The organism is Protofrankia sp. Cas8, from assembly GCF_963555845.1.
GTDB lineage: Bacteria > Actinomycetota > Actinomycetes > Frankiales > Frankiaceae > Protofrankia.
Genome location: NZ_CAUVXI010000028.1, coordinates 16,548 through 36,373 on the forward strand (window position 1 = coordinate 16,548; position 19,826 = coordinate 36,373).

Sequence of the window (19,826 nt, forward strand, 5' to 3'; positions counted from 1 at the left end):
TCGCAGTGATCGCTGTGAGGATTGTGGGCGTGCTCGCCGGTCTGGCGGTCGTCATCGCCACCGTGCTGTCGGCGGTACGTACGACCGTGCTGCCCCGCGGGGTCCCCTCCCGGCTCAGCCGGTTCGTGTTCGTGCTGGTGCGGTGGGCCTTCCGGCTCCGGGTGGGCCGTGCCCCGACGTATGACCTACGTGACCGGGTGTATGCCAACTACGGTCCGTTCGCCCTGCTGTTCCTGCTGCAGTCCTGGCTGCTGCTGGTCTACGGGGGTTTCGTCCTCGCCCAGTGGGCCGCGGAGCCGACCCGGGGCCTCGGCGACGCGTTCAGGATGTCAGGATCATCCCTGTTCACGCTGGGATTCGACGCGCCGCAGGGGATGCTGTCGATCGGGCTCGCCTTCGTCGAAGCTTCGATCGGCCTTCTGCTGGTCACCTTGTTGATCTCTTTTCTGCCGGCGATCTACGGCTCCTTCAGCCGGCGGGAGGCCATGGTCGCCAAGCTCGAGGTCCGGGCCGGGACCCCTCCCACGGGTTTCGAGTTACTCACCCGTGCATGGCGCCTTGAGCGGTTCGACCGGTTGACCACGACCTGGGGCGAGATGGAGATGTGGTTCGTCGACATCGAGGAGACCCATACATCGTTTTCGGTACTGGTGTTCTTCCGATCACCCCAGCCCGACCATTCCTGGATCACCGCCGCCGGCGCCGTACTCGACTCCGCAGCCTTCCTCACCGCGGTCCTGGACGTCCCCCGGGACATCGAAGCCGAGCTGTGTATCCGGTCGGGGTACCTGGCGCTACGGCGCATCGCGGACTTTTTCATGATCTCGTACTCGCCCGATCCGCGGCCGGAAGACCCGATCAGCATTACCCGGAACGAGTGGGATGTGGTCGTCGACGGCTTCGCCGACACCGGCCTGCCCGTCCGGGCGGACCGGGACCAGGCATGGCGGGACTGGGCCGGTTGGCGGGTCAACTACGACCGTCCGCTGATCGCCCTTGGCATGCTTGTGCAGGCGCCGTACGCTCCCTGGTCCACCGATCGATCGCTGATCGACTTCAGGTTACCGCCGCTGATCATGCGCAAACCGACCCGGTGACCCGGTGACCCGGTGACCCGGTGGCCCGGAGGCCCGGAGGCCGCAGTCCCCCGAGCGCTAACGGGGCAGCAGAAGCAGCTTTCCGGTCGTGCGTCTGGAGGCGAGGTCGTCATGTGCTCGGGCGGCGCCGTCGAGTGGATAGGTGCCGCCGATGCGGACCTCCAGCTGGCCCCGCGCGATCCAGTTGAAAAGATCAGTAGCTCGGCTCAGCAGCTCATCACGGCTGGCGATGTAGTGGCCAAGCGTCGGGCGGGTGACGAACAACGACCCGCCGCCGGCGAGGCGCTGCAGCTCGAGCGGAGGAACCGGCCCACTGGCCGCGCCGTAGAGGACCATGTAGCCGCGTGGACGAAGGGCGGACAGGCCCTCGTCGAAGGTCGCCCGGCCGACGCCGTCGTACACGACAGCCGCGCCGACGCCGTCGGTGACCTCTCGTACCACGGTGGCGAAGTCCTCGTAATCGGTGACGTGGTCCGCTCCGGCGTGGCGGGCGAGCTCGGCCTTGTCAGCCGTTGAGGTGGTGGCGACGGCGATCCCACCACGCATCTTGACCATCTGGGTGAGCAGCAGACCCACCCCGCCGGCCGCCGCGTGCACGACCACGGGGTCTCCGGCCGCGACCGGGTAGGTGCTGTTGGCCAGATAGTGGGCGGTCATGCCCTGCAACATGACGGCTGCGGCCAGCCGCGGCGCGACCCCGTCCGGGATGGGGACGGCCCGGTCGGCGGGGATGGCGACCTGCTCGGCGTAGCTGCCCGGCACGCCCGTCCACGCGACCATGTCGCCCTCGGTGAAACCGGTGACGCCCGGCCCGACGGTCGCCACGGTGCCCGCGCCCTCGGCGCCGGGAACGTAGGGTAGATCCCCGACGTAGTGCGGGTTGCCCTCTCGCTGGTAGATGTCCATGAAGTTGACGCCGGCCGCCTCGACGTCGACGACCAGCTGGCCGGGACCGGCGTGCGGGGCGTCCCGGTCGCTCACCTCAAGGACAGCCGGTCCGCCGTGCTTTCTGACAACGACTGCGCGCATGCGTACATCCTCACGGCTGCCGCCGAAAACCGCCTGTCCGGATCGCGTTCCCATGCCGGCGACGGTTCCAGGGTGCGGTCAACCCGCGAGGTCGCCACCAACGGCGTGGGGGTGCACTCTGGCGGCGGCGTCGCGCCCGGCCAGATACCCGAAGACGATGGCCGGGCCGAGCGTGCCGCCGGCACCGCCGTATGTCATACCCATGGCGGACGCCATGGCGTTGCCCGCCGCGTACAGACCGGGAATGATCCGGCCGTCGACGTCGAGGACCCGGGCGTCGGGATCCGTCCGCGGTCCGCCCTTGGTCCCGAGCGTGCCGCTGTGGACCTGCACGGCGTAGAAGGGCGCCGTGTCCAGCGGGCCGATCGTTGCCGCGGCGCTGTCCCCGAAGGCCGGATCACCCCACCACCGGTCGAAGACGCTGTCGCCCCGGCCGAAGTCGGGGTCGGCGCTGTGGCCGGCGTGCTCGTTCCAGCGGGAGACGGTCGCCGCCAGCGTTTCGGTGGGAACGCCAATGGCGTCGGCGAGCCCGGTGACGGTCGACGCCTGGATGATCCAGGCGGGCGTGGACGCGGGCGGGCGGTGCCCGGCGAGACCGTAACGGGTGAGGTAGTGGTGGTCGAAAACCATCCAGGCGGGGTGGTTGACGTACTCGAAGGTGGAGACGTCGAGTACGTGGAAGGCCGCTCCGAACGCGTTGTAGTTCGCGGCCTCGTTGGTGAAGCGTCGTCCGGCGCGGTTGACCATGATGCAGTGCGGTCTGGACCGCTCGCCGTTGACCTGCCAGGGCACGACGCCGGCCACCGGATGCACGACGTCGATCGTCGGCACCCACCAGGCTTCCCGCATGTTGTTCAGGTCCGCGCCGATGCGCATGGCCATCCGCAGGCCGTCACCGGTGTTGGTCGGGACGGACACGGCGCGGTCGAGCGGGCCGCGGACGAATGCGCGCACCAGCTTCGGATCATGCTCGAAGCCGCCGGTGGCGAGAACGACTCCGCCTCGCGCTCCGACCTCGAAGGGGCCGGTGGCCGCCTCGAACCGTGCGCCGACCACCCGACCTGCCTCGACGACCAGCGCCTGCGCCCGGCTCTCGGTCCGCGGCTCGATGCCGCGGTCCAGGCAGCCACGCAGCAGGGCGCCGACCAGCCCCTGGCCGGCGCCGCGCTCGTCGTGGACCCGCCGGCGGGCCATCTCCTGCGTCGCAACACCGCCCGGTGCGCCACGGCCCAGCGAGGTCTCGCTCATCATGATGTTGCCGCTCAGCTGGTAACCCACGCTCACCCGGTCAGCCCACGGGCCGAGTTGATCGAAGGGAAACAGTGGGCACTCCATCGAGCGTCCGCCCCCGGGCTTCGCGCCGGGATGCTGCGGGTGGTAGTCGGGGAAGTCCTTGATAATCGTGAATGAGGCTGGCGTCCTTTCCTCCAGCCACGAGATCACCTTGGGCCCGGTATCGACGTATGCGGCCGCGAGCGCGGGATCGACCAGCCCGTGCGAGAGCGACTCCAGGTAGGTCAGTGCCTCCTGCCGGCTGTCGGTCAGGCCGAGGGCGCCCAGGTGGGGATTGCCGGGTATCCAGACCATCCCCCCGGACCAGGCCGACGTCCCGCCGACCTGCGAGGCCTTTTCGAACAGGCCCACGCTCGCCCCGCCGTCATGCGCGGCCAGCGCGGCGGTCAAGCCGGCGGCACCCGTACCGAGCACGACGACGTCGAAGACCTCCATGTCCGTGTCCCTTCCTGAGATCTCGGGCACCCGGCCGGCAGACGCCGTCACGTCGGATGAGTTTTTATGTGACGCCCGTAATATGACAGTCGTTGTATATCCAGTTAGCATCGCTGTCAATGCCCCGATATATTGATCATGATCTGCGTCGTGACCAGGTCGCGGCGATCGCCGCCGACCTGGTGGCCAGCCGCGGCGTGGACGCGCTCACGTTCCGTCAGGTGGCTGAGGCCGCCGGCTGTAGCACAGCGATCGTCAGTCACTACTTCACCGGCAAGCGGGACCTGCTGCTGTCCACCTATCGGACGGCTTCGGCCCGGTCGCTCGCCCGCTTCCTCGCGGTCACGGGCACCGACGGGCAGCCGATGCAGGCCTGTCTCGAAACGCTGCTTCCCCTCGACGACGACCGCCGCAAGGACTGGCGGCTGTGGTTCGCCTTCTGGGGGATCGCAGCCTTCGACCCGGAACTTGCCGCTGAGCAGCGCGAGCGCGTGCGGACCGCGCGTGCCCGCATCAGGCGTGTCCTTGACGACGAGATGGGCTGCGAGACGGGCTGCGAGACGGGCGATGACAACGGTCTCGACCCGGACGAGAGCCAGCACACGGCCTCTCGTCTGCTGCTGCTCGTGCACGGCATCGGCACCCAGGCGTTGTTCGACCCGGATCACTGGACCCCTGACAGGCAGCGCAGGGCCATCCGCGACGAGCTCACCATGATTGGACGCTTGCGCCGCGGCTGACCCGCGGGCGAGGGAGTGCCGAGCCGATTCGAGCCGACGCTTGGAAAACGCATCCGCTTGATTTGGTCAATTGACGCCCAATTATGTGGACCGATCGATCTGGGGTTGACACGATTACCGAGGGTCGGCGGAGGGGCCGCCTGGGTAGCTGCGGCTGGGTGGTCGCGGGTTGCTTGGGAGGAAGAGTCGGCCGGGTGTTGTAGTCATGTTGCGCAGAACGCTTGACATGCTACTGATTGCTATGGCCCCGACGAAGATCGGAAGACGGTATGTCCATTACGACGCACCACGCTCATCGTCGGAAGAGGCCGGTATACCTGCCGGTGCTCCTGTTCGCGTTGCTGTTCGTGGCGCTGGGGTGCCGACCCCTGTCAACCCAGGTAGCCGGGCCACCGACTCCCTCGCCGACCGCCGCGGCCGCGGTCGGGCCGGGCGGAGCGACCACCGGCACCCGGCCACCGACGACGCCGTCCGTGCCCGGGAGTACGACCGCCACCCCGTCCACCACTGCTGGTGTCCCTGTTCCGACGGCTAGCGCCAAGCCCGTGCCGCCGGTACCGACAGGCGGTTCGACGACGGTGGTAGCCGGTGCGCGTGGCCGGGTACAGGTACGGAACAACACCGTGGTGACCGACCAGGGGACCCTGCTGCGGGCGGGCACCCTGTGGTACCTGAACTACTCGTCCGGCGCCTCGCAAGTCCTGTGGGCCCGTGAAGCTGCCACCGGCGACGCGTTCTGGACGACCCTGAAGGCCAGCAATCTCAACGCCGTGCGGGTCGCAGTCTCCTTCAACGAGGCGGCCGAGTCGCCGACGATGGCCCAGATCACCGCCTACCTGGACAAAATCATCGCGAAGGCCGACGCCCACGGAATGTACGTCATGATCGATTATCATTCCGCTCTGGCGGCCGACGCCAACGAGCAGTACACGATCGAACGGTTGCGTACATTCTGGAGTGCAATCGCGCCACGCTATGCGAATCGGACGAACGTGCTCTACGAGCTGTACAACGAGCCGGTCACCTGGCGTCCTGCGGACTACACGGCGCAGAACATCGCCGACCAGAAGGAGATCTACCGGCTGATCCGGTCGAAGGCTCCGGACACCCACATAGTCATCCTGTCGTTCGCCGTGCCGGCCAACTACGGGGCCGACTCACCGCCGACCATGCTCAGCATCGCCAGCCAGTTTGACGGGGTCGTCGACTGGTCGAAGACGTCGGTCGGCTTCCACGCATACTGGGAGACCAGCTCGCAGCCGTGGGTCAAGCTGAAGGCCTCCTACCCGGTCATCTGCACCGAGTTCATGGGGCCTGCGGGAGTTGTGGCGGAGGCGACGTCCTTCGACGGTTCCCGCTGGACGGCCGAGGTGTTCGAGCGGCAGGGCATCTCGTGGGTCGGCTGGAACATCACCGACACCGAGAACGACATCAGTACCATCCTGCCCGACCTTCGGAAGGACGCCACGAGCAAGGGTTACTGGTGGAAGGCCGACCAGGGGGCATAACAATCTGAGCGAACACCGTGACGGGGTGACCGTTGCGGCGCGATCTCGCCCGGCTGGAGTCCTCTGGTCATCGGGGACGCCAGTCGGGTGTGACGAAGGTTGACTCAGGCCGATACCGATACCGACCGCAATGAGGTCATGACGGTCCCGGCACCGGCTGTGGCACCACGGGTCAGTTCGCCGGTGACCGCGGCCAACCGGCCCGCCGCGTCCGTGAACCTGATTGTGCAGGTCAAGGTGCGGGTGCCGGCACGCCAGCTGTCGGCGGCAATCGTGAGCCAGCCGACCTGCATGGTCGAGGTCCGCGCAAAGGCCCGCCCGAGGAACTGGGTGGCCACCGCATCGCAGCGGGTGCCGACGAGATCGGCGAAGGCGGCATCCGACGGGGGCTCGCCGTTCGAGGTGTTGGGCAGGGTGGCTGTTCCGGTAGCTTCCGCCTGGTGCGGCGCGCTGCACGGAACCTCACCCTTGTCCTCGGTCTCGGTCAGTTCCAGGCACGTTCCGGCGGGATAAATCCATGCCTGATCGGCGCCCTCGACCAGCCCGGTGAATGGGATATCCCGGTTCGGGGCGGAGCGGTGACCAGCGGCAATCAGTCCGCATACCAGCCTCCGGTCGTTCGCGCCCCAACCAGATCGGGTGGGCCTTATCATGCTGGTCACGAACCGGCCGTGTGGGTCGAGCGGGTAACCGAGGAAGTCGCGCGAGATCGGTCCGCAGTAGCGATCCGTAATCATCGTCCAGCGTGCGTCGGTCGGGTAGGCGCTACCGGGGATGTAGTCCGAGGCGATGTCAGTCGCCTTGATCGCCTCGAACAGGTGCGGCGATGCGCAGGACACCTCGTCCACGTTCGGGTGGGTGATGTCCTGATTCCAGGTGTAGCAGTGCCCACGGGCGTAGGACTGCCTGCCGAGGTCGACCGTGGCTGCGCTCGGGCCTGCGGTTGGTGACCCGGCCGGCGATTGCCCGGTCGAGGTAGCGCTGGATGAGGTAGCACCCGATTCGGGGGATGGACCGCCGCCCGCTCGAACGATCGCATAGCCGCCCGCGAGCAACAGGGCGACGCCGATCACCGCCGCGACGAGCCCGCGGCGCCGCAATGGGTTCGCCCGGCGACGTCCGACCCGATTACGCGGTGACCGTGTCTGAGCTGGTCCAGTCGCGGCTCCGTACCGGGCGACCGCGTCGCGGGTCCGGGCGGGCGCCTCGTAGGTCGTCGCTCCAGCGACGAAGTCGGCGTCGAGAACCAGCCCGGCGAACGGGTCGTCGTCCTTCGCGTCCCTCGGCTTGTCGTCCTTGGACACGGTCGTCGGCCTCCCCGAACTACCCAACAATCATGGTCGTGTTATGAGCGAGTGTCACCGACTGCCGGTGGATCGTGGTGCCCCCGTAGAGGTCGTCCTCGACGGCAGCCGACCAGGCCTGTCGGCTACCCGGTGCGCACATCCGACGCCGGACTCTACACGCACGATGCATCGTGAATCGGCGGAACCACTGCTATCTCGGGCATCATCCGGGCCCGATGTCGTCTACCGGGTGACCGTCGCGGCTGCCGGCTGTGATGTCTGGTAGCCCTGTCGGTTCGCCGGTACGCCGACTCTGCAATCGGCGTGGGTCGGCCGCCGGTAGGGTTGTCGGACGGCTCGCGACCCGGTGCAGGTCGCTGGGCACTCAGGTCAAGGGCAACGCAAGTCATCCGTGCCGACGGAATCGATGACCGACGGCCGGGGGGATGGGAGACGGTGGCAGTGGCGGACGAACGAAACGTACTCGGCGGAAAACTGGAGGCCTGTGGTAGCGACCCCGTGACAGGTTTCTTCCGCAACGGCTGCTGCAGCACTGGTCCTGAAGATCTTGGTAGTCACACTGTATGTGCGGTTGTGACAACCGAGTTCCTGCAGCACCAGCGACAGGTCGGGAATGATCTCACAACACCTCGGCCAGAATACCATTTTCCTGGCCTGCGCCCGGGGGACAGATGGTGTGTGGTTGCGTCCCGGTGGTTGCAGGCCTATGAAGCCGGCGCTGCGGCGCCCGTTGTCCTGGCCGCCACGCACTCCCGAGCCCTGGACATCGTCCCGCTCGAGGCGCTCCGGAAACATGCAGTGGACGTGCCCGCCGACCCTGGCTCGCTCGGCTGACTGTTCGTTCCCGGCGTCGGCGTGACGCCGTCGCGTATACGACAGCCATTCCCGGCCGGCAGTGTTACGGTTCTGACGCGCTCCGTTTCCGCCAAGATTTAAAACAGCTTCCAATAGGCTCCGTCGCGCGGAGAGATTGTGGGGGTCTGATGCCGCTGTCGGATTATGGTGTTGTTGCCGGTCGGGTCGCTGACCGGAGACGGGAAGGCGGGAAAAACACCCCGCACTACCAGATCCACGTCCGTGGCGGCGGCGTGGACTTCCGAGTGGCGGTCAACGTCCTTTCGGCGCTGCCCCCGTCAGAGCTGTTGTACGTGGCCGACGAGGATTTCCGGCATCCGATGCTGGCCGAGCTGGATGCGGTGGCGGACGGGTTCACCGCGGTACCGAGCAAGCCGGGTGGCGCGGCGCTCGACTTCATCCGCGGGAATCTGTTCGACCGACTGACGATGCGTACCCTTCCGCCGGATCTCGCCGGCCCGGACAACGATCTTGCCGACAAGCTCGACCACTATGTGCTGCGGGCGAGCCGTGACCCGGACAGCAGGCTCTACGCCTTCGGTCAGCGATGGGGTCCGGAAGAGGGGAAACCGGACAAGGTGTTCGGGTTCTCCCCAGGTGACGGCATCCACGACATCCATATGAATCAGGGCAACAGCGGCCGGTTCACCAGCGATGACGGGGTGTGGCAGGACGGTGCAATCCTCATCCATTTTCCCGCTGCAGAACAGTGGGTCGCAGTTTTCCTTGCATTCCAGTCCCAGGCATGGCACACCGACGACACCACCGGTCATACCCTCGCGCGGATCACCCCACCCCCGCCCGGGCGGCCCACGCCCGGCGCACCCGATCATTTGCTCCGCATCGTCGCCGCATTGGTCAACCCCGTCGGCCCGGCGCCCGAAGCTGAAACAGTCACCGTCCTTAATACCGGGGTGGCGCCGGTAGATCTCGCCGGATGGTCGATCGCGGACCGGGACGGCCACCGTTTCGCCGTCATCGACGGCGTGTTGTCGGCCGGGGAAACCCGCCGGATACCGCTCGCGCCACCGGCGGCGCTCGGTAACCGCGGTGGCATCATCAGTCTCCTCGACCGCGACGGCCTGAAAGTCGACGGTGTCTCCTATACCGCCGCGGATGTAGCCGAGGAGGGACGTACCGTCGTCTTCTGAGAAACAGTTTCAGGAATTGACGAATCAGGGGTTACCGGACGGCTCGCGATCGGGCAGTTCACCCTCGGACAGTTCATATCGGGGTCGTTCACAATCGGGCAGCTCAGCCGACTGCTCGACCTCCAGCAGGGACGCGCTGTGCCGTTCCGCCTCGAATGCCGCCCGGCCGCCGCGTACCCCGAACAGGCGCTTGGTGGAAACCAGGTATATGACGGCTGCCAGGTTGATGACAAGAGCCCCGACTCGCAACACGGTGATTCGGTCGGTCAGTTCGTAGACTTCCAAGGGGAGGAAGATCGAGGTGGCGACGACGGCGAAGTACTCCCCCCACCGTTGCAGCAGCCACAGTCCCACGCCCTCGACGATCTGGATGACCGCATAACCGAACAGCAGGGCGGCTACCAGCAACAGGGTGCTCGGTTTGGTGTGAATGAGGTGCCGTAGGTGTTCAATCGTCGGGCTGTTGTCCAGGTCCAGGTGCAGGACCGAGGCGAGTGGCTTCGCGGCCGGGATCGCCTTGTCGAACAGCTCCTGGATGTCAGCCTCGGACCGGCGAAACCGCAGCACGGCGTAGCCGACCAGGATCAGCAGTATCGCGCGCACGATGCGTTCCACCGCCAGCAGCCGCAGCACCGTCGCGTCGCGCAGTGCCCGGCCGCGCAGCAGGACCGGCGCGTCCTGTGCCGGTCCGGACGCAACCGGATCACCGAGGACGAAGTCGCCGCAGCGCAGGCACCGCCAAGCCAGCCCGACCGGGGTCTGAGCTCTCAGCCGGTCGGCGAAAGCCGGTTCATCCGGGCGGTAGGTGGTATGGCCCTTACGGGCGCAGGTCCGCAGATTCCACTCCACGACCGCACATCGTAGATGTCGGCGGCCTGCCAGGCATAGGTCCAGTGAAGCGGGCCTGCCGTCGGATTTCCGTCAGCTCGGCAGTTGAATGATCGACGGTGTGGTGACGAGCGGCGGAAGATCGACTTTAGGGCACTCGGTGGACGTGTAGGTGGACGTGTCGGTGGAGGTACCGGCGGACCGTAATGTCAGTGGGGTCGCTAGCATCCGGAAGCCATGGAGGGCGCACTGTGATTGAGGTCGAAGGACTGACAAAACGCTACGGGAAAAAGACGGCGGTCGACGGCCTGAGCTTCACTGTCGGGCCGGGGGTGGTGACGGGTTTCCTGGGGCCGAACGGTTCCGGCAAATCGACGACCATGCGAATGATTATCGGCCTGGATGAGCCCACCAGCGGCAGTGTCACGGTCAATGGCCGTCGCTACCGTGATTTTTCGGCTCCGCTGGGTGAGGTCGGGGCGCTGTTGGAGGCCCGATCGGTCCATACCGGCCGGTCGGCCGCCAACCATCTGCTGGCGCTCGCGCACACGCACGGGATCTCCCGACGCCGGGTCGACGAGGTGATCGACCTGGTCGGTCTGCGGGAGGTCGCCCGCAAACGGGCGGGTGGCTTCTCCCTCGGGATGGGTCAGCGCCTGGGGATCGCGTCCGCGCTGCTGGGCGACCCCTCGACCGTGATCCTGGACGAGCCGGTGAACGGCCTGGACCCGGAGGGCATCCGGTGGATCCGCAATCTGCTCAAGGGGCTGGCGGCGGAGGGCCGGACGGTGTTCGTCTCCTCGCACCTGATGAGCGAGATGGCGCTGACCGCCGAGCACCTCATCGTGATCGGCCGTGGTCGGTTGATCGCGGACACCTCCGTTGCGGACTTCATCCACAGCGCGTCGGCCAACACCGTGAAGGTCCGTTCGCCGCAGGCGTCCGGCCTGCGCGATCTGCTCGTGAGCGCGGACGTGACGGTCGAGACCAGCGCGTCGGACACCTTGGTGGTCACCGGTCTCACCAGCGATCAGGTCGGGCGGACAGCGGCGGAGAACGGCATCGTGCTGTACGAGCTGACGCCGCAGCAGGCGTCACTGGAGGAAGCGTTCATGGATCTCACCCGGGACAGCGTCGAATATCATGCCGACGTCCCCACCGCACAGTCCGCGATGGGAACCCCGTCATGACCGCGGTGACCGACGCCGGCACGGGCGGCAGCGGCCCGCAGGCGCAGACAGGCATGCAGGCGCAGAGCGAACCGGCGGTGCGGGTGACCCAGCTGCGGGTCATCCGCTCGGAGTGGACGAAGTTGCACTCGCTTCGGTCAACCCGATACTCGCTGCTTGCCGCGCTGGCGGTCACAATCGGGCTCGGCATCCTCATCTCATGGGGGCGCGCCAGCCACTGGGACGAGGAGAATCCGGGCGAGCGTCTTTTCTTCGATCCCACCTTGACGAGCCTCAGCGGAATCTTCCTCGCCCAGCTCGCTGTCGGGGTGCTCGGCGTCCTGATCGTCAGTGGCGAGTACTCCACCGGCATGATCCGCGCGACGATGGCCGCGGTACCCAGGCGGCTGCCCGTGCTGTGGGCCAAGGCGGTGGTTTTCGCCGTGGTCACCTTTGTGCTGATGACCGTCGCGTCGTTCGTGGCGTTCACCGGTGGCCAGGCGATGCTGGCGTCCAAGCACATCTCCACAACGCTGTCGCACCCCGGTGTCCTCACCGCGGTGATCGGCGGTGGTATGTACCTGACGGTCGTCGGTGTGCTGGGTGTCGCCCTCGGTGCGCTGCTACGTAGCACCGCCGGTGGGATTGCGACCCTGTTCGCGCTGCTCCTGATACTTCCGATCATCGTGCACTTCCTGCCGTCGGACTGGCAGGACCACATCAACAGGTACCTGCCGAGCAACGCCGGACAGTCGATCCTCAATGTGGTGCACGATTCCTCCGCGTTGTCACCGTGGACCGGGCTCGCGCTGTTCTGCGGGTATGCCCTGCTGGCTCTTGCCGGTGCCGCCGTCCTGCTGCAGCGCCGGGACGCCTGAATGACGTCCCGGTGACCACCGCTCACGCAGGTGGTCACCGACCTTCGCTCTGTGTTGGCCCCGCGGACAGCTAGGGCGATCAGGATGCGCACAGGCGCGGCCGGGAGGCCGTACCGACGTGTCAACGGGGAGGAATCAGCATGAGCGAGGAACCTTCTGTGGCCCGATCGCAGCCGGCGTTGGGGCGCCGTGCGCTCCTGCGCGCAGCCGGGGTGGCGGGCCTCACCGCCGCCGCCGTGCCGTTGCTGGAACGTCCGGGCGTTGCGGCCGAGTTGGTACGCCAACCGACGGTCGCGGGCGCGCCGTCCCCGGAGCAGCTGCATGTCCAGTTCGGCACGGATGCGGCCAGCCAGATCACGGTGTCGTGGGCGACGCCGGAGCGGGTGAGCCAACCGCGGTTGCGCCTGGGGCGGCACGGTTCGGGCTTCGGGACGAGTGTCGATGCGCAGGAGCGCGTCTATGTCGAGGCACTGACCGGGCAGACGGTTTGGACGTACCACGCCGAGCTGGACCGGTTGGCGTCCGACACCGACTTCACCTACGCGGTGCACCACCGTGGCGCCCCGCCGGTGGAAGGTACGTTCCGCACCGCACCGCGCGGACGCAAGCGGTTCCGCTTCACCAGCTTCGGCGACCAGGCCGTACCGGCGGCGGTCGGACAGGGCCTCGGCCCGTGGTCGGCGAACTCCGGTTACATCGTGGACGCGGTCGAGGCACTCGACCCGCTGTTCCACCTCGTCAACGGCGACCTGTGCTATGCCAACGTCAGCGACGACCCGGTGGGGACCTGGCGCAGCTTCTTCAACAACAACATGCGTTCCGCGCGCAACCGTCCGTGGATGCCATGCGCGGGCAACCACGAGAACGAGGTCGGCAACGGTCCGCAGGGCTACCTCGCCTACCAGACCCGGTTCGCCCTTCCGTGCAATGACTCGAAGGTCCCCGACTTCGCCGGCAACTGGTATGCCTTCACCGTCGGATCGGTTCGGGTCATTTCGATCAACAATGACGACGTGTGTCTTCAGGACGGCGCTTTCAGCGGTTACCGCCGCGACCACGTCCCGACGTATGCCAGCGCCGGCTCCAACCCATACATCCACGGCTACAGCCAGGGCGAGCAGCGGGCCTGGCTCGAACGGACGCTGGCGGCGGCGCGGCACGACCGTGACATCGACTGGATCGTGGTGTTCATGCACCAGGTCGCGATGTCCTCCGCCCACTTCAACGGAGCGGACCTCGGCATCCGGCAGGAATTCGTGCCGTTGTTCGACAAGTACGGCGTCGACCTGGTGCTCGGCGGTCACGAGCACCATTTCGAACGGACCTTCCCCGTGCGCGGAATCCTGCCCGGCAGTTCGCTGCTCACGCCGGCACCGCAGGCCGACGACGCCACGGTCATCGACACGACCCGCGGTACCGTACACATGATCATTGGTGGCGGCGGGCATCCCGCCTTCACCCCGCCTGCCTCTTTCGACGCACCCCACGACGGCGTCGTGATCTACGACGTCGCGGCCGGTAGCCCGACGACGCAGCACCGGGCCCTGACCACGACCGAACCCGCGCCGTGGTCGGCCTACCGCGACCTTGCCACCCCGTACGGCTTCGCCTCGTTCGACGTCGAGCCCAACGCGCCCGGCGGAAAGACGACGATCACCGTCAGTCACTTCGGTGCCGCGGCGGGTTCGTCCAGCTACACCGAACTCGACCGGTTCACCCTTGTACGTCCGCGCAACCACCGGCACGGGATGGACGGTTAGCACCGGCCAAAGGGCGTGCGATGGTGGTTGGTCGCACGCCCTTTGGCGTGATGCCTGAGATGATCGTTAGCTGGTGCGTCGACCTGGGCGTACACCGGCGGCGCGCAGTGCCCCGGACAGGTCCGCGACCTGCGCGTCCCGGCTGGTGAGCGGCTTGAGCCCCAGGCTGCGTTCGATGGTCGCCAGGATGGACGTCGTGTCGTAGACGGTGTGGTCGACGCCGGAGTGCGGCAGGGACGTGCTTATCACCAGTGCGGGGACGCGGGTCCCCGGTCCGAACTGGTCATGAACGCCCCGGGTGGAGCGGCCCTGGCCGGGCGGGGAGACGTGGTCCCACTGGCCACCGAACTCGTCATAGGTCACCACGACAAGTGTGTCCTTGGCTTCCGGCCCGGTTTCGATCGTCCTGAGCAGGTTGACGAGGTGGTCGCTCCCGTCCGGTTCGCTGGCGTACCCGGGGTGCTCGTTCTCCGCGCCATAGGGTTTGACAAAACTCACGGTCGGCAACGTGCCGTTTTTCGCAGCCGCGATGAACCTGGTCTCGTCCTGCAGATGGGCACGGCCCGGCTGTCCCGGGGCGTAGGCGGCGAAGTAGTTGAGCGGTTGGTGGTGATACTGGAAGAGGGAGCCGGGATGTCCGGCCTCCGCGTCGTCCCAACCGCCGGAGTACCAGTTCCAGGAAACACCGGCACTGCTCAACCGGTCACCGATGTTCGGATATGTGACGTCGTCGATCAGCGGAAGTCGGATTGTGCTCGTACTGTGCGGTGGGCTCGTCGGTTGGATGGTGTTGACCGCATAGTCGCCGCATGCCACCGTGGGATCGGCGTTCGGGCCGCACACCTGGGTCAGCTGTCCGTCCTTCACACCGGTGGTGGTCGGTTTGTACAGCGGGTAGCTGTTGGGGAATCCGTTCGCGTCCACGACCGAGTGCAGGTTCGCGTGCGCGCCGCCTGAACCGGCGCTCGTGTCGATCGGGGCCCGCGCGGCGACCAGGAACTGGTGGTTCAGGAATGAGCCACCGAATGCCGCCTGAAAGAAGCGGTCGGCGATCACGTAGTTCGGGGCACCCGGGCTGTGGAGGTACGTGTAGATCGGCAGTGAGGTGGTGCGGTAGACGCCCATGGTCAGGCCCACCGCGTCACTGCCGGTGACGTAGCGGTTCTGCCTTCCCCCGTTGATCTGATACTGCTCCTGGTAGAAACGATGCACCAGGTCACGGGTGCAACCGCCGGGCTCGCTGCCGGGGCTGTTCGCGAGGACACCGTCGTCCGGCTCGACCCCGGGTGCCGGGCAGGTTCTGGCATCCGCCGGAATGTATCTGTCGATCGTGAACGGTTTGTTCGGGAAATGGCTCACCGGAACCCCGTTCGCCGCGTCCACACAGGCCGTGGGCAATGGGCTGGGCGCCGTCAGATTCACGTCGTTCTGCAACAGACAGGTGTAGCGTTTGCCGTCCTGTGTGACCTGGGCCGTGCGCGACCGGTCCGCGTACCTCAGACCGTCGACCCGCTGGCCGCCCACTGTGCCCCACTGGCCGTAGAGATTGTCGAAGCTGTGATTCTCTTCATAGATCACAACGAGGTGCTTGTACCCACCGAGAACCGGACCATGCCGCCCGAGCCCCCCGTGATCTTGTGGGTTGGCAAGTGCTCCCGGAGCCATTCCGAGTCCGACCGCCACGGTCGCGCCTGCTGCGAGAACGGCCCGGATCACCTGTCCTCTTCGCACATTTCCTCCACGCTTCCTGGACTGCTTGGGGTCTCCGGCCGCGCGAAAATAATCGTATTCGCGTGATCTTCGGCCTACTGGCTGCCTCCACCGGGCAGTCGGAAGGAAGAGTATGCGGGCGCCGCGCCGAGCGTGGACCAGAAGACGTAATGCCGGCGTTTGTCTCGCAAAGAACAGGTAGCCTTGCGAGCTCATGCCTTGGCCGCCTGAATGGTATTAAGAACGACCCACCCGCGGACGCCGCGGATGGGTCGACACGATCAGTCAGGGCACGATCAGATGATCTTCGTTTGGAGGCGGGGTGCCTTCCTCCTCCGCTTCGCGATCTACCTGCCCCAGTCTCGCTCTTTGATCCACGCCCCTATTGCCGGGCGTTCTTATGGGCGACCGTGGTGTTGGCCACCTCCGGTCGCGCCGATCGCCGGTTCGCTCGTGCTGGCCGCGCCTGTCTCGACGTGGCCCGCCAGCCGACGCAGGAAGGTGCTGTCCCGGTCGGAAACCACTGACAGGTCGTACCAGCAGTTGCTGTGCCGGATGTCCGCGGTGTGGACGACGTGTGCGCCGGGCTCGACCTGGTAGCTGGCCGGGTGGGCCGGGCTGTAGGTGTCGGTGATGGTGAGCCGGACGGACGTGGCGCCGTTGTTGCCGAGGACCAGCCGGAGTTCACCGTCGTCCCCGCCGCGGCGTGCGTCCACCTGCGCTCCCGCGACGCCCACACGTCCGATGAACTGCCGGAAGAAGCCGTTGGGCCCGTGCACCGAGAACTCGTAGGCGCCCTGGTTGGCCGGTGCGATGGTCCAGCTTCCGGACAGCGCCCGTCCTGCCTCGACGGTGTAGGTCCACGGGCCGTCCGGTTGGGTCGTGGAGGTGACGTAGAAGTTCGCGCCGGCTTTGCCGTAGTTGCTGAAGTCGATCCGGACACGGTTCTTGGCCGCGTTGGTCCGGCCGTCGACGGCCAGGTCGTAGGGCAGCGGCCGGGCGGGGCGCAGCCCGGGTTCCTGCTGGGGCAGCGCCGGATTCGTCGGCGGCTTCGGCACGTAGTCGTCGTGCCTGTTCTGGTCCGGCGGAAGGTAGCCATGGGTGTCCGGGAGCGGTGCCACCCTGGCGTTGGTCCGCGAGAAGTCGAACGCCGCGGTCAGATCACCGCACACCGCCCGGCGCCAGGGCGAGATGTTCGGCTCGTGGACCCCGTGACGCTGCTCGATGAACTGCACGACCGAGGTGTGGTCGAAGACCTGGGAACATACCCAGCCGCCCTTGCTCCAGGGCGACACGACGAGCATCGGGACCCGCTGCCCCAGACCGTAGGGGCCGGCGACATGTGTGTCGGCACCGGACGGAGTGAACAGCTCGCCGCTGATGTCCGCGGTCGACTGGCCCTGCGCCGGGGATGACGGCGGGTACGGCGGGACGATGTGGTCGAAGAAACCGTCGTTCTCATCGTAGTTGATGAACAGCGCGGTCTTGCTCCACACCGCGGGGTCGGCGGTCAGCGCGTCCAGCACCTGGGCGATGTACCAGGCGCCGTAGTTGACCGGCCAGTTCCCGTGCTCGCTGAACGATTCGGGGGCAACAATCCAGGAAACCTGGGGGAGTTTGCCGGCCAGCACGTCGGCCTTGAAGATGTCGAAATAGCCGTCACCGTGCTTGACGTCGGTGCCGGTACGGGCCTTGTCGTAGAGCGGGTTGCCCGGGCTGGCATTGCGGTACTGGTCGAAGTACAGCAACGAGTTGTCGCCGTAGTTGCCGCGGAATGCGTCCTCGATCCAGCCCCAGCCACCGGGTCCGTCGAGGCCGTCGCCGATGTCCTGGTAGATCTTCCACGAGACCCCGGCCTTCTCCAGCCGCTCGGGGTAGGTTGTCCAGGAATAGCCTGCTTCGGCGTTGGTGATGACCGGGCCACCACCGGTTCCGTCGTTGCCGACGTAGCCGGTCCACATGTAGTAGCGGTTCGGGTCCGTGGGGCCGATCAGCGAGCAGTGGTAGGAGTCGCAGATTGTGAACGCGTCGGCAAGCGCGTAGTGGAACGGCATGTCCTCCCGGGTGAGGTAGGCCATGGTCACGTCGGTTTTGGCCGGTACCCACCGGTCGTACCGGCCCTGGTTCCAGGCCTGATGACCGCTGTTCCAGTCGTGCGGGATGGATTCGAGGAACTGCATCCCCAGGTTGTCTGCGTCCGGCCGGAACGGCAGGACGTCCTTCGTGCCGTCGGACTGATACCAGACCGGCTTGCCGCTGGGAAGGACCACCGGCCGCGGGTCACCGAACCCGCGCACGCCGCGCAGCGTACCGAAATAGTGGTCGAAGGAGCGGTTCTCCTGCATCAGCACGACGATGTGCTCCACGTCGCGCAGGGAGCCGGTACGGCGGTTCGCCGGGATTTCCGCCGCGCGGGCGATGCTGGGCGAGAGTAGGGACATGGCGGTGCTGCCGCCAGCAATCTGCAGGAGTCTTCGACGGTTGACGCTTGTCATGAGCGGCCTGCCTTCCGGCGCCTGCGGCGCCTGCGTGCGGGAGTCCGGAGGACAGTTTCACCAGATGATCGAGAACGCGCCACTGCGAATGGGGAAAAACGCCGAGAAGCGTGGACGAAGACGATCTCGTAACTGATTTCATGATCGATATCGTTCTGGTCGGCCGCTACCGGTGCGCAGCGCGGATCGTTTCGGGTGGCCCGGGACCATTGTGAACGACCGGTTCAGACGACCGGTTCAGACGACCACGGTCATCGCGAGCGCGGTGCCCACCCACGCGGCGGCGAGAACGGCGGCGGGTATCCGGAGCCGGCCGTCGGTGCCCAACAGGACGACTGCGGCGAACACGTGGAGATCGACAAGCTGGCGAAAGGATGCGGGGGTGCGCAGCACGAAACCGGACAGAGAAATGGCGAGCAACAGTGCGAGTACAAACCCGACCCGCACCTCGAAGGTTCCTGTTGGTCCTGTTGGTCCGGTCGTTGGATGGAGCCGCGCGACGGCCAGTCCGGCTGTCACGCCCAGTGCTGCTAACTGAAGCAGCGCGAGGATCGCGAGCAGGGTCGGCAGCATCGCACCGGGATGTCTCGTGACGTCACCGAACCATGCCACTGCGGACGGGAACAGCCCGGTCAACGGTGCGACTATGTTGTCCCCGGTGCCGGCGAGCATCGGGACGCCATGGGCATTCCAGACACACACCAGCTGCCACAGCCCGAACGTGATGATCGGCAGTGCCCAGACCCGTGCTCCGCATGGTCTGGATACCCCCCGCCGCCATGCGGCGAGGTGGCCGACGGCCATCGCGACGACGGCCAGCAGGGCTGTCTCCCTGGCGAGCACCGCGACGGTGAACGCCATGCCCGCCACGGTCGGGCGGTGTCGACGCCAGGCGAGCAGTCCAGCGACTACCCCGACCGCGGCGACGATCTCGGTGAGATCACGGCTGAGACTGAACAGGAAGCCGGGAAATCCCGCGAGCAGGAGACCCCACAGCGGGCGTCGACCGTGGTCACGGGCCAGAATGCCCCCGAGAAGGCCGAGTGCGGCCAGCGCCAGAATATTGACGGCTACCAGAGCGGCGGCGACCCATTGCGACCGCCCGGCGGCAACTAGCCAGCTGAGCGTGGGGTACGCAATGCGCTGTAGTCGCAGTGGTGAGTCGATCACAATTCCGTGCGCGTCCACGCGGAGGTCGTATGGGGCCAGGGCCAGGCGGTAGGCGAACTGGCCGTCGTACCCGCCGCCCGGAAAGACATGCAGGTCGGGCGGAGCGGCGCTCGGATCCACCTGAGCACGCCCGGCAACCACGAATCGGCTGATGTCACCGTGCCCGACCGCCAGCAGGCGAGCGCCGGTCACCGCGACTGCCAGAATCAGCATGACTATACCGGGTGACCACACACTGTCGCCGCGGGTCGAAACACCGACCCGCGGCCTATCCGTACCTGCTTGCCGCATGAATCATCCGTACGGGTCAAAGGAAATGATAACAAATAGGGCCGGAGCCTGGCGGATCGATGATGAACGTCGACTATGCTATCCGCCGAAGGTGGCAGGAGCTGGGGTCG

At 66.8% G+C, this 19,826-nt stretch carries 15 protein-coding genes; 8 read left to right on the top strand and 7 right to left on the bottom strand.

Annotated features, from left to right (window positions below):
* Positions 1 to 14: 14 nt before the first annotated feature.
* A complete protein-coding gene (locus U9977_RS06920) occupies positions 15 to 1,097 on the top strand; it encodes a hypothetical protein (protein WP_322748348.1) in 1,083 nt (360 codons plus the stop codon).
* A gap of 57 nt (positions 1,098 to 1,154) precedes the next feature.
* On the opposite strand, the gene U9977_RS06925 is transcribed toward U9977_RS06920, so the two are convergent.
* Entirely contained in the window at positions 1,155 to 2,126 is a 972-nt protein-coding gene (locus tag U9977_RS06925) for a quinone oxidoreductase (protein ID WP_322748349.1), read from the bottom strand.
* A 78-nt stretch (positions 2,127 to 2,204) separates the two neighbouring features.
* Entirely contained in the window at positions 2,205 to 3,854 is a 1,650-nt protein-coding gene (locus tag U9977_RS06930; RefSeq protein ID WP_322748350.1) for an FAD-dependent oxidoreductase, read from the bottom strand.
* A gap of 119 nt (positions 3,855 to 3,973) precedes the next feature.
* Between U9977_RS06930 and U9977_RS06935 the strand changes: the two genes are divergently transcribed.
* Both U9977_RS06935 and U9977_RS06940 read left to right on the top strand, forming a co-directional pair.
* Positions 3,974 to 4,594, top strand: coding sequence for a TetR/AcrR family transcriptional regulator (locus U9977_RS06935; protein ID WP_322748351.1), 621 nt, complete (start codon positions 3,974 to 3,976; stop codon positions 4,592 to 4,594).
* Positions 4,595 to 4,863: 269 nt separating this feature from the next.
* Positions 4,864 to 6,102, top strand: a complete 1,239-nt coding sequence (locus U9977_RS06940) for a glycoside hydrolase family 5 protein (protein ID WP_322748352.1) — start codon at positions 4,864 to 4,866, stop codon at positions 6,100 to 6,102.
* A gap of 104 nt (positions 6,103 to 6,206) precedes the next feature.
* On the opposite strand, the gene U9977_RS06945 is transcribed toward U9977_RS06940, so the two are convergent.
* Positions 6,207 to 7,406: a septum formation family protein gene (locus tag U9977_RS06945; protein WP_322748353.1), complete on the bottom strand. Its 1,200-nt coding sequence runs from the start codon at positions 7,404 to 7,406 to the stop codon at positions 6,207 to 6,209.
* Positions 7,407 to 7,850: 444 nt separating this feature from the next.
* On the opposite strand from U9977_RS06945, the gene U9977_RS06950 reads away from it, so the two are divergent.
* Together U9977_RS06950 and U9977_RS06955 are read left to right on the top strand one after the other, a co-directional pair.
* Positions 7,851 to 8,243 (top strand): DUF2237 domain-containing protein, encoded by a 393-nt coding sequence (locus U9977_RS06950; RefSeq protein ID WP_322748362.1) that lies wholly within the window; start codon positions 7,851 to 7,853, stop codon positions 8,241 to 8,243.
* 149 nt (positions 8,244 to 8,392) lie between these two features.
* On the top strand, positions 8,393 to 9,415 hold the full coding sequence (locus U9977_RS06955) for a DUF2278 family protein (protein ID WP_322748354.1): 1,023 nt from the start codon (positions 8,393 to 8,395) through the stop codon (positions 9,413 to 9,415).
* 24 nt (positions 9,416 to 9,439) lie between these two features.
* Here the strand turns inward: U9977_RS06955 and U9977_RS06960 are convergent, their stop codons facing one another.
* Entirely contained in the window at positions 9,440 to 10,264 is an 825-nt protein-coding gene (locus U9977_RS06960; RefSeq protein WP_322748355.1) for a DUF2127 domain-containing protein, read from the bottom strand.
* Between the two features lie 230 nt (positions 10,265 to 10,494).
* Here U9977_RS06960 and U9977_RS06965 point away from each other — a divergent pair, with 230 nt between their 5' ends.
* The 3 genes from U9977_RS06965 (at position 10,495) to U9977_RS06975 (ending at position 14,050) form a co-directional block, all read left to right on the top strand.
* Entirely contained in the window at positions 10,495 to 11,433 is a 939-nt protein-coding gene (locus U9977_RS06965; RefSeq protein ID WP_322748356.1) for an ABC transporter ATP-binding protein, read from the top strand.
* Entirely contained in the window at positions 11,430 to 12,290 is an 861-nt protein-coding gene (locus tag U9977_RS06970) for an ABC transporter permease subunit (RefSeq protein ID WP_322748357.1), read from the top strand. Before U9977_RS06965 ends, U9977_RS06970 begins: the two co-directional genes overlap by 4 nt.
* A 140-nt stretch (positions 12,291 to 12,430) precedes the next feature.
* On the top strand, positions 12,431 to 14,050 hold the full coding sequence (locus U9977_RS06975; RefSeq protein WP_322748358.1) for a metallophosphoesterase family protein: 1,620 nt from the start codon (positions 12,431 to 12,433) through the stop codon (positions 14,048 to 14,050).
* 66 nt (positions 14,051 to 14,116) lie between these two features.
* Here the strand turns inward: U9977_RS06975 and U9977_RS06980 are convergent, their stop codons facing one another.
* The 3 genes from U9977_RS06980 to U9977_RS06990 form a co-directional block, all read right to left on the bottom strand.
* Positions 14,117 to 15,766, bottom strand: a complete 1,650-nt coding sequence (locus tag U9977_RS06980; protein ID WP_322748359.1) for an alkaline phosphatase family protein — start codon at positions 15,764 to 15,766, stop codon at positions 14,117 to 14,119.
* A gap of 392 nt (positions 15,767 to 16,158) precedes the next feature.
* The gene (locus tag U9977_RS06985) at positions 16,159 to 18,255 is read right to left on the bottom strand and encodes a phosphocholine-specific phospholipase C (protein WP_322748360.1); all 2,097 of its coding nucleotides are present in this window, start codon (positions 18,253 to 18,255) and stop codon (positions 16,159 to 16,161) included.
* 237 nt (positions 18,256 to 18,492) lie between these two features.
* On the bottom strand, positions 18,493 to 19,638 hold the full coding sequence (locus U9977_RS06990) for a hypothetical protein (protein ID WP_322748361.1): 1,146 nt from the start codon (positions 19,636 to 19,638) through the stop codon (positions 18,493 to 18,495).
* Positions 19,639 to 19,826: the final 188 nt, after the last annotated feature.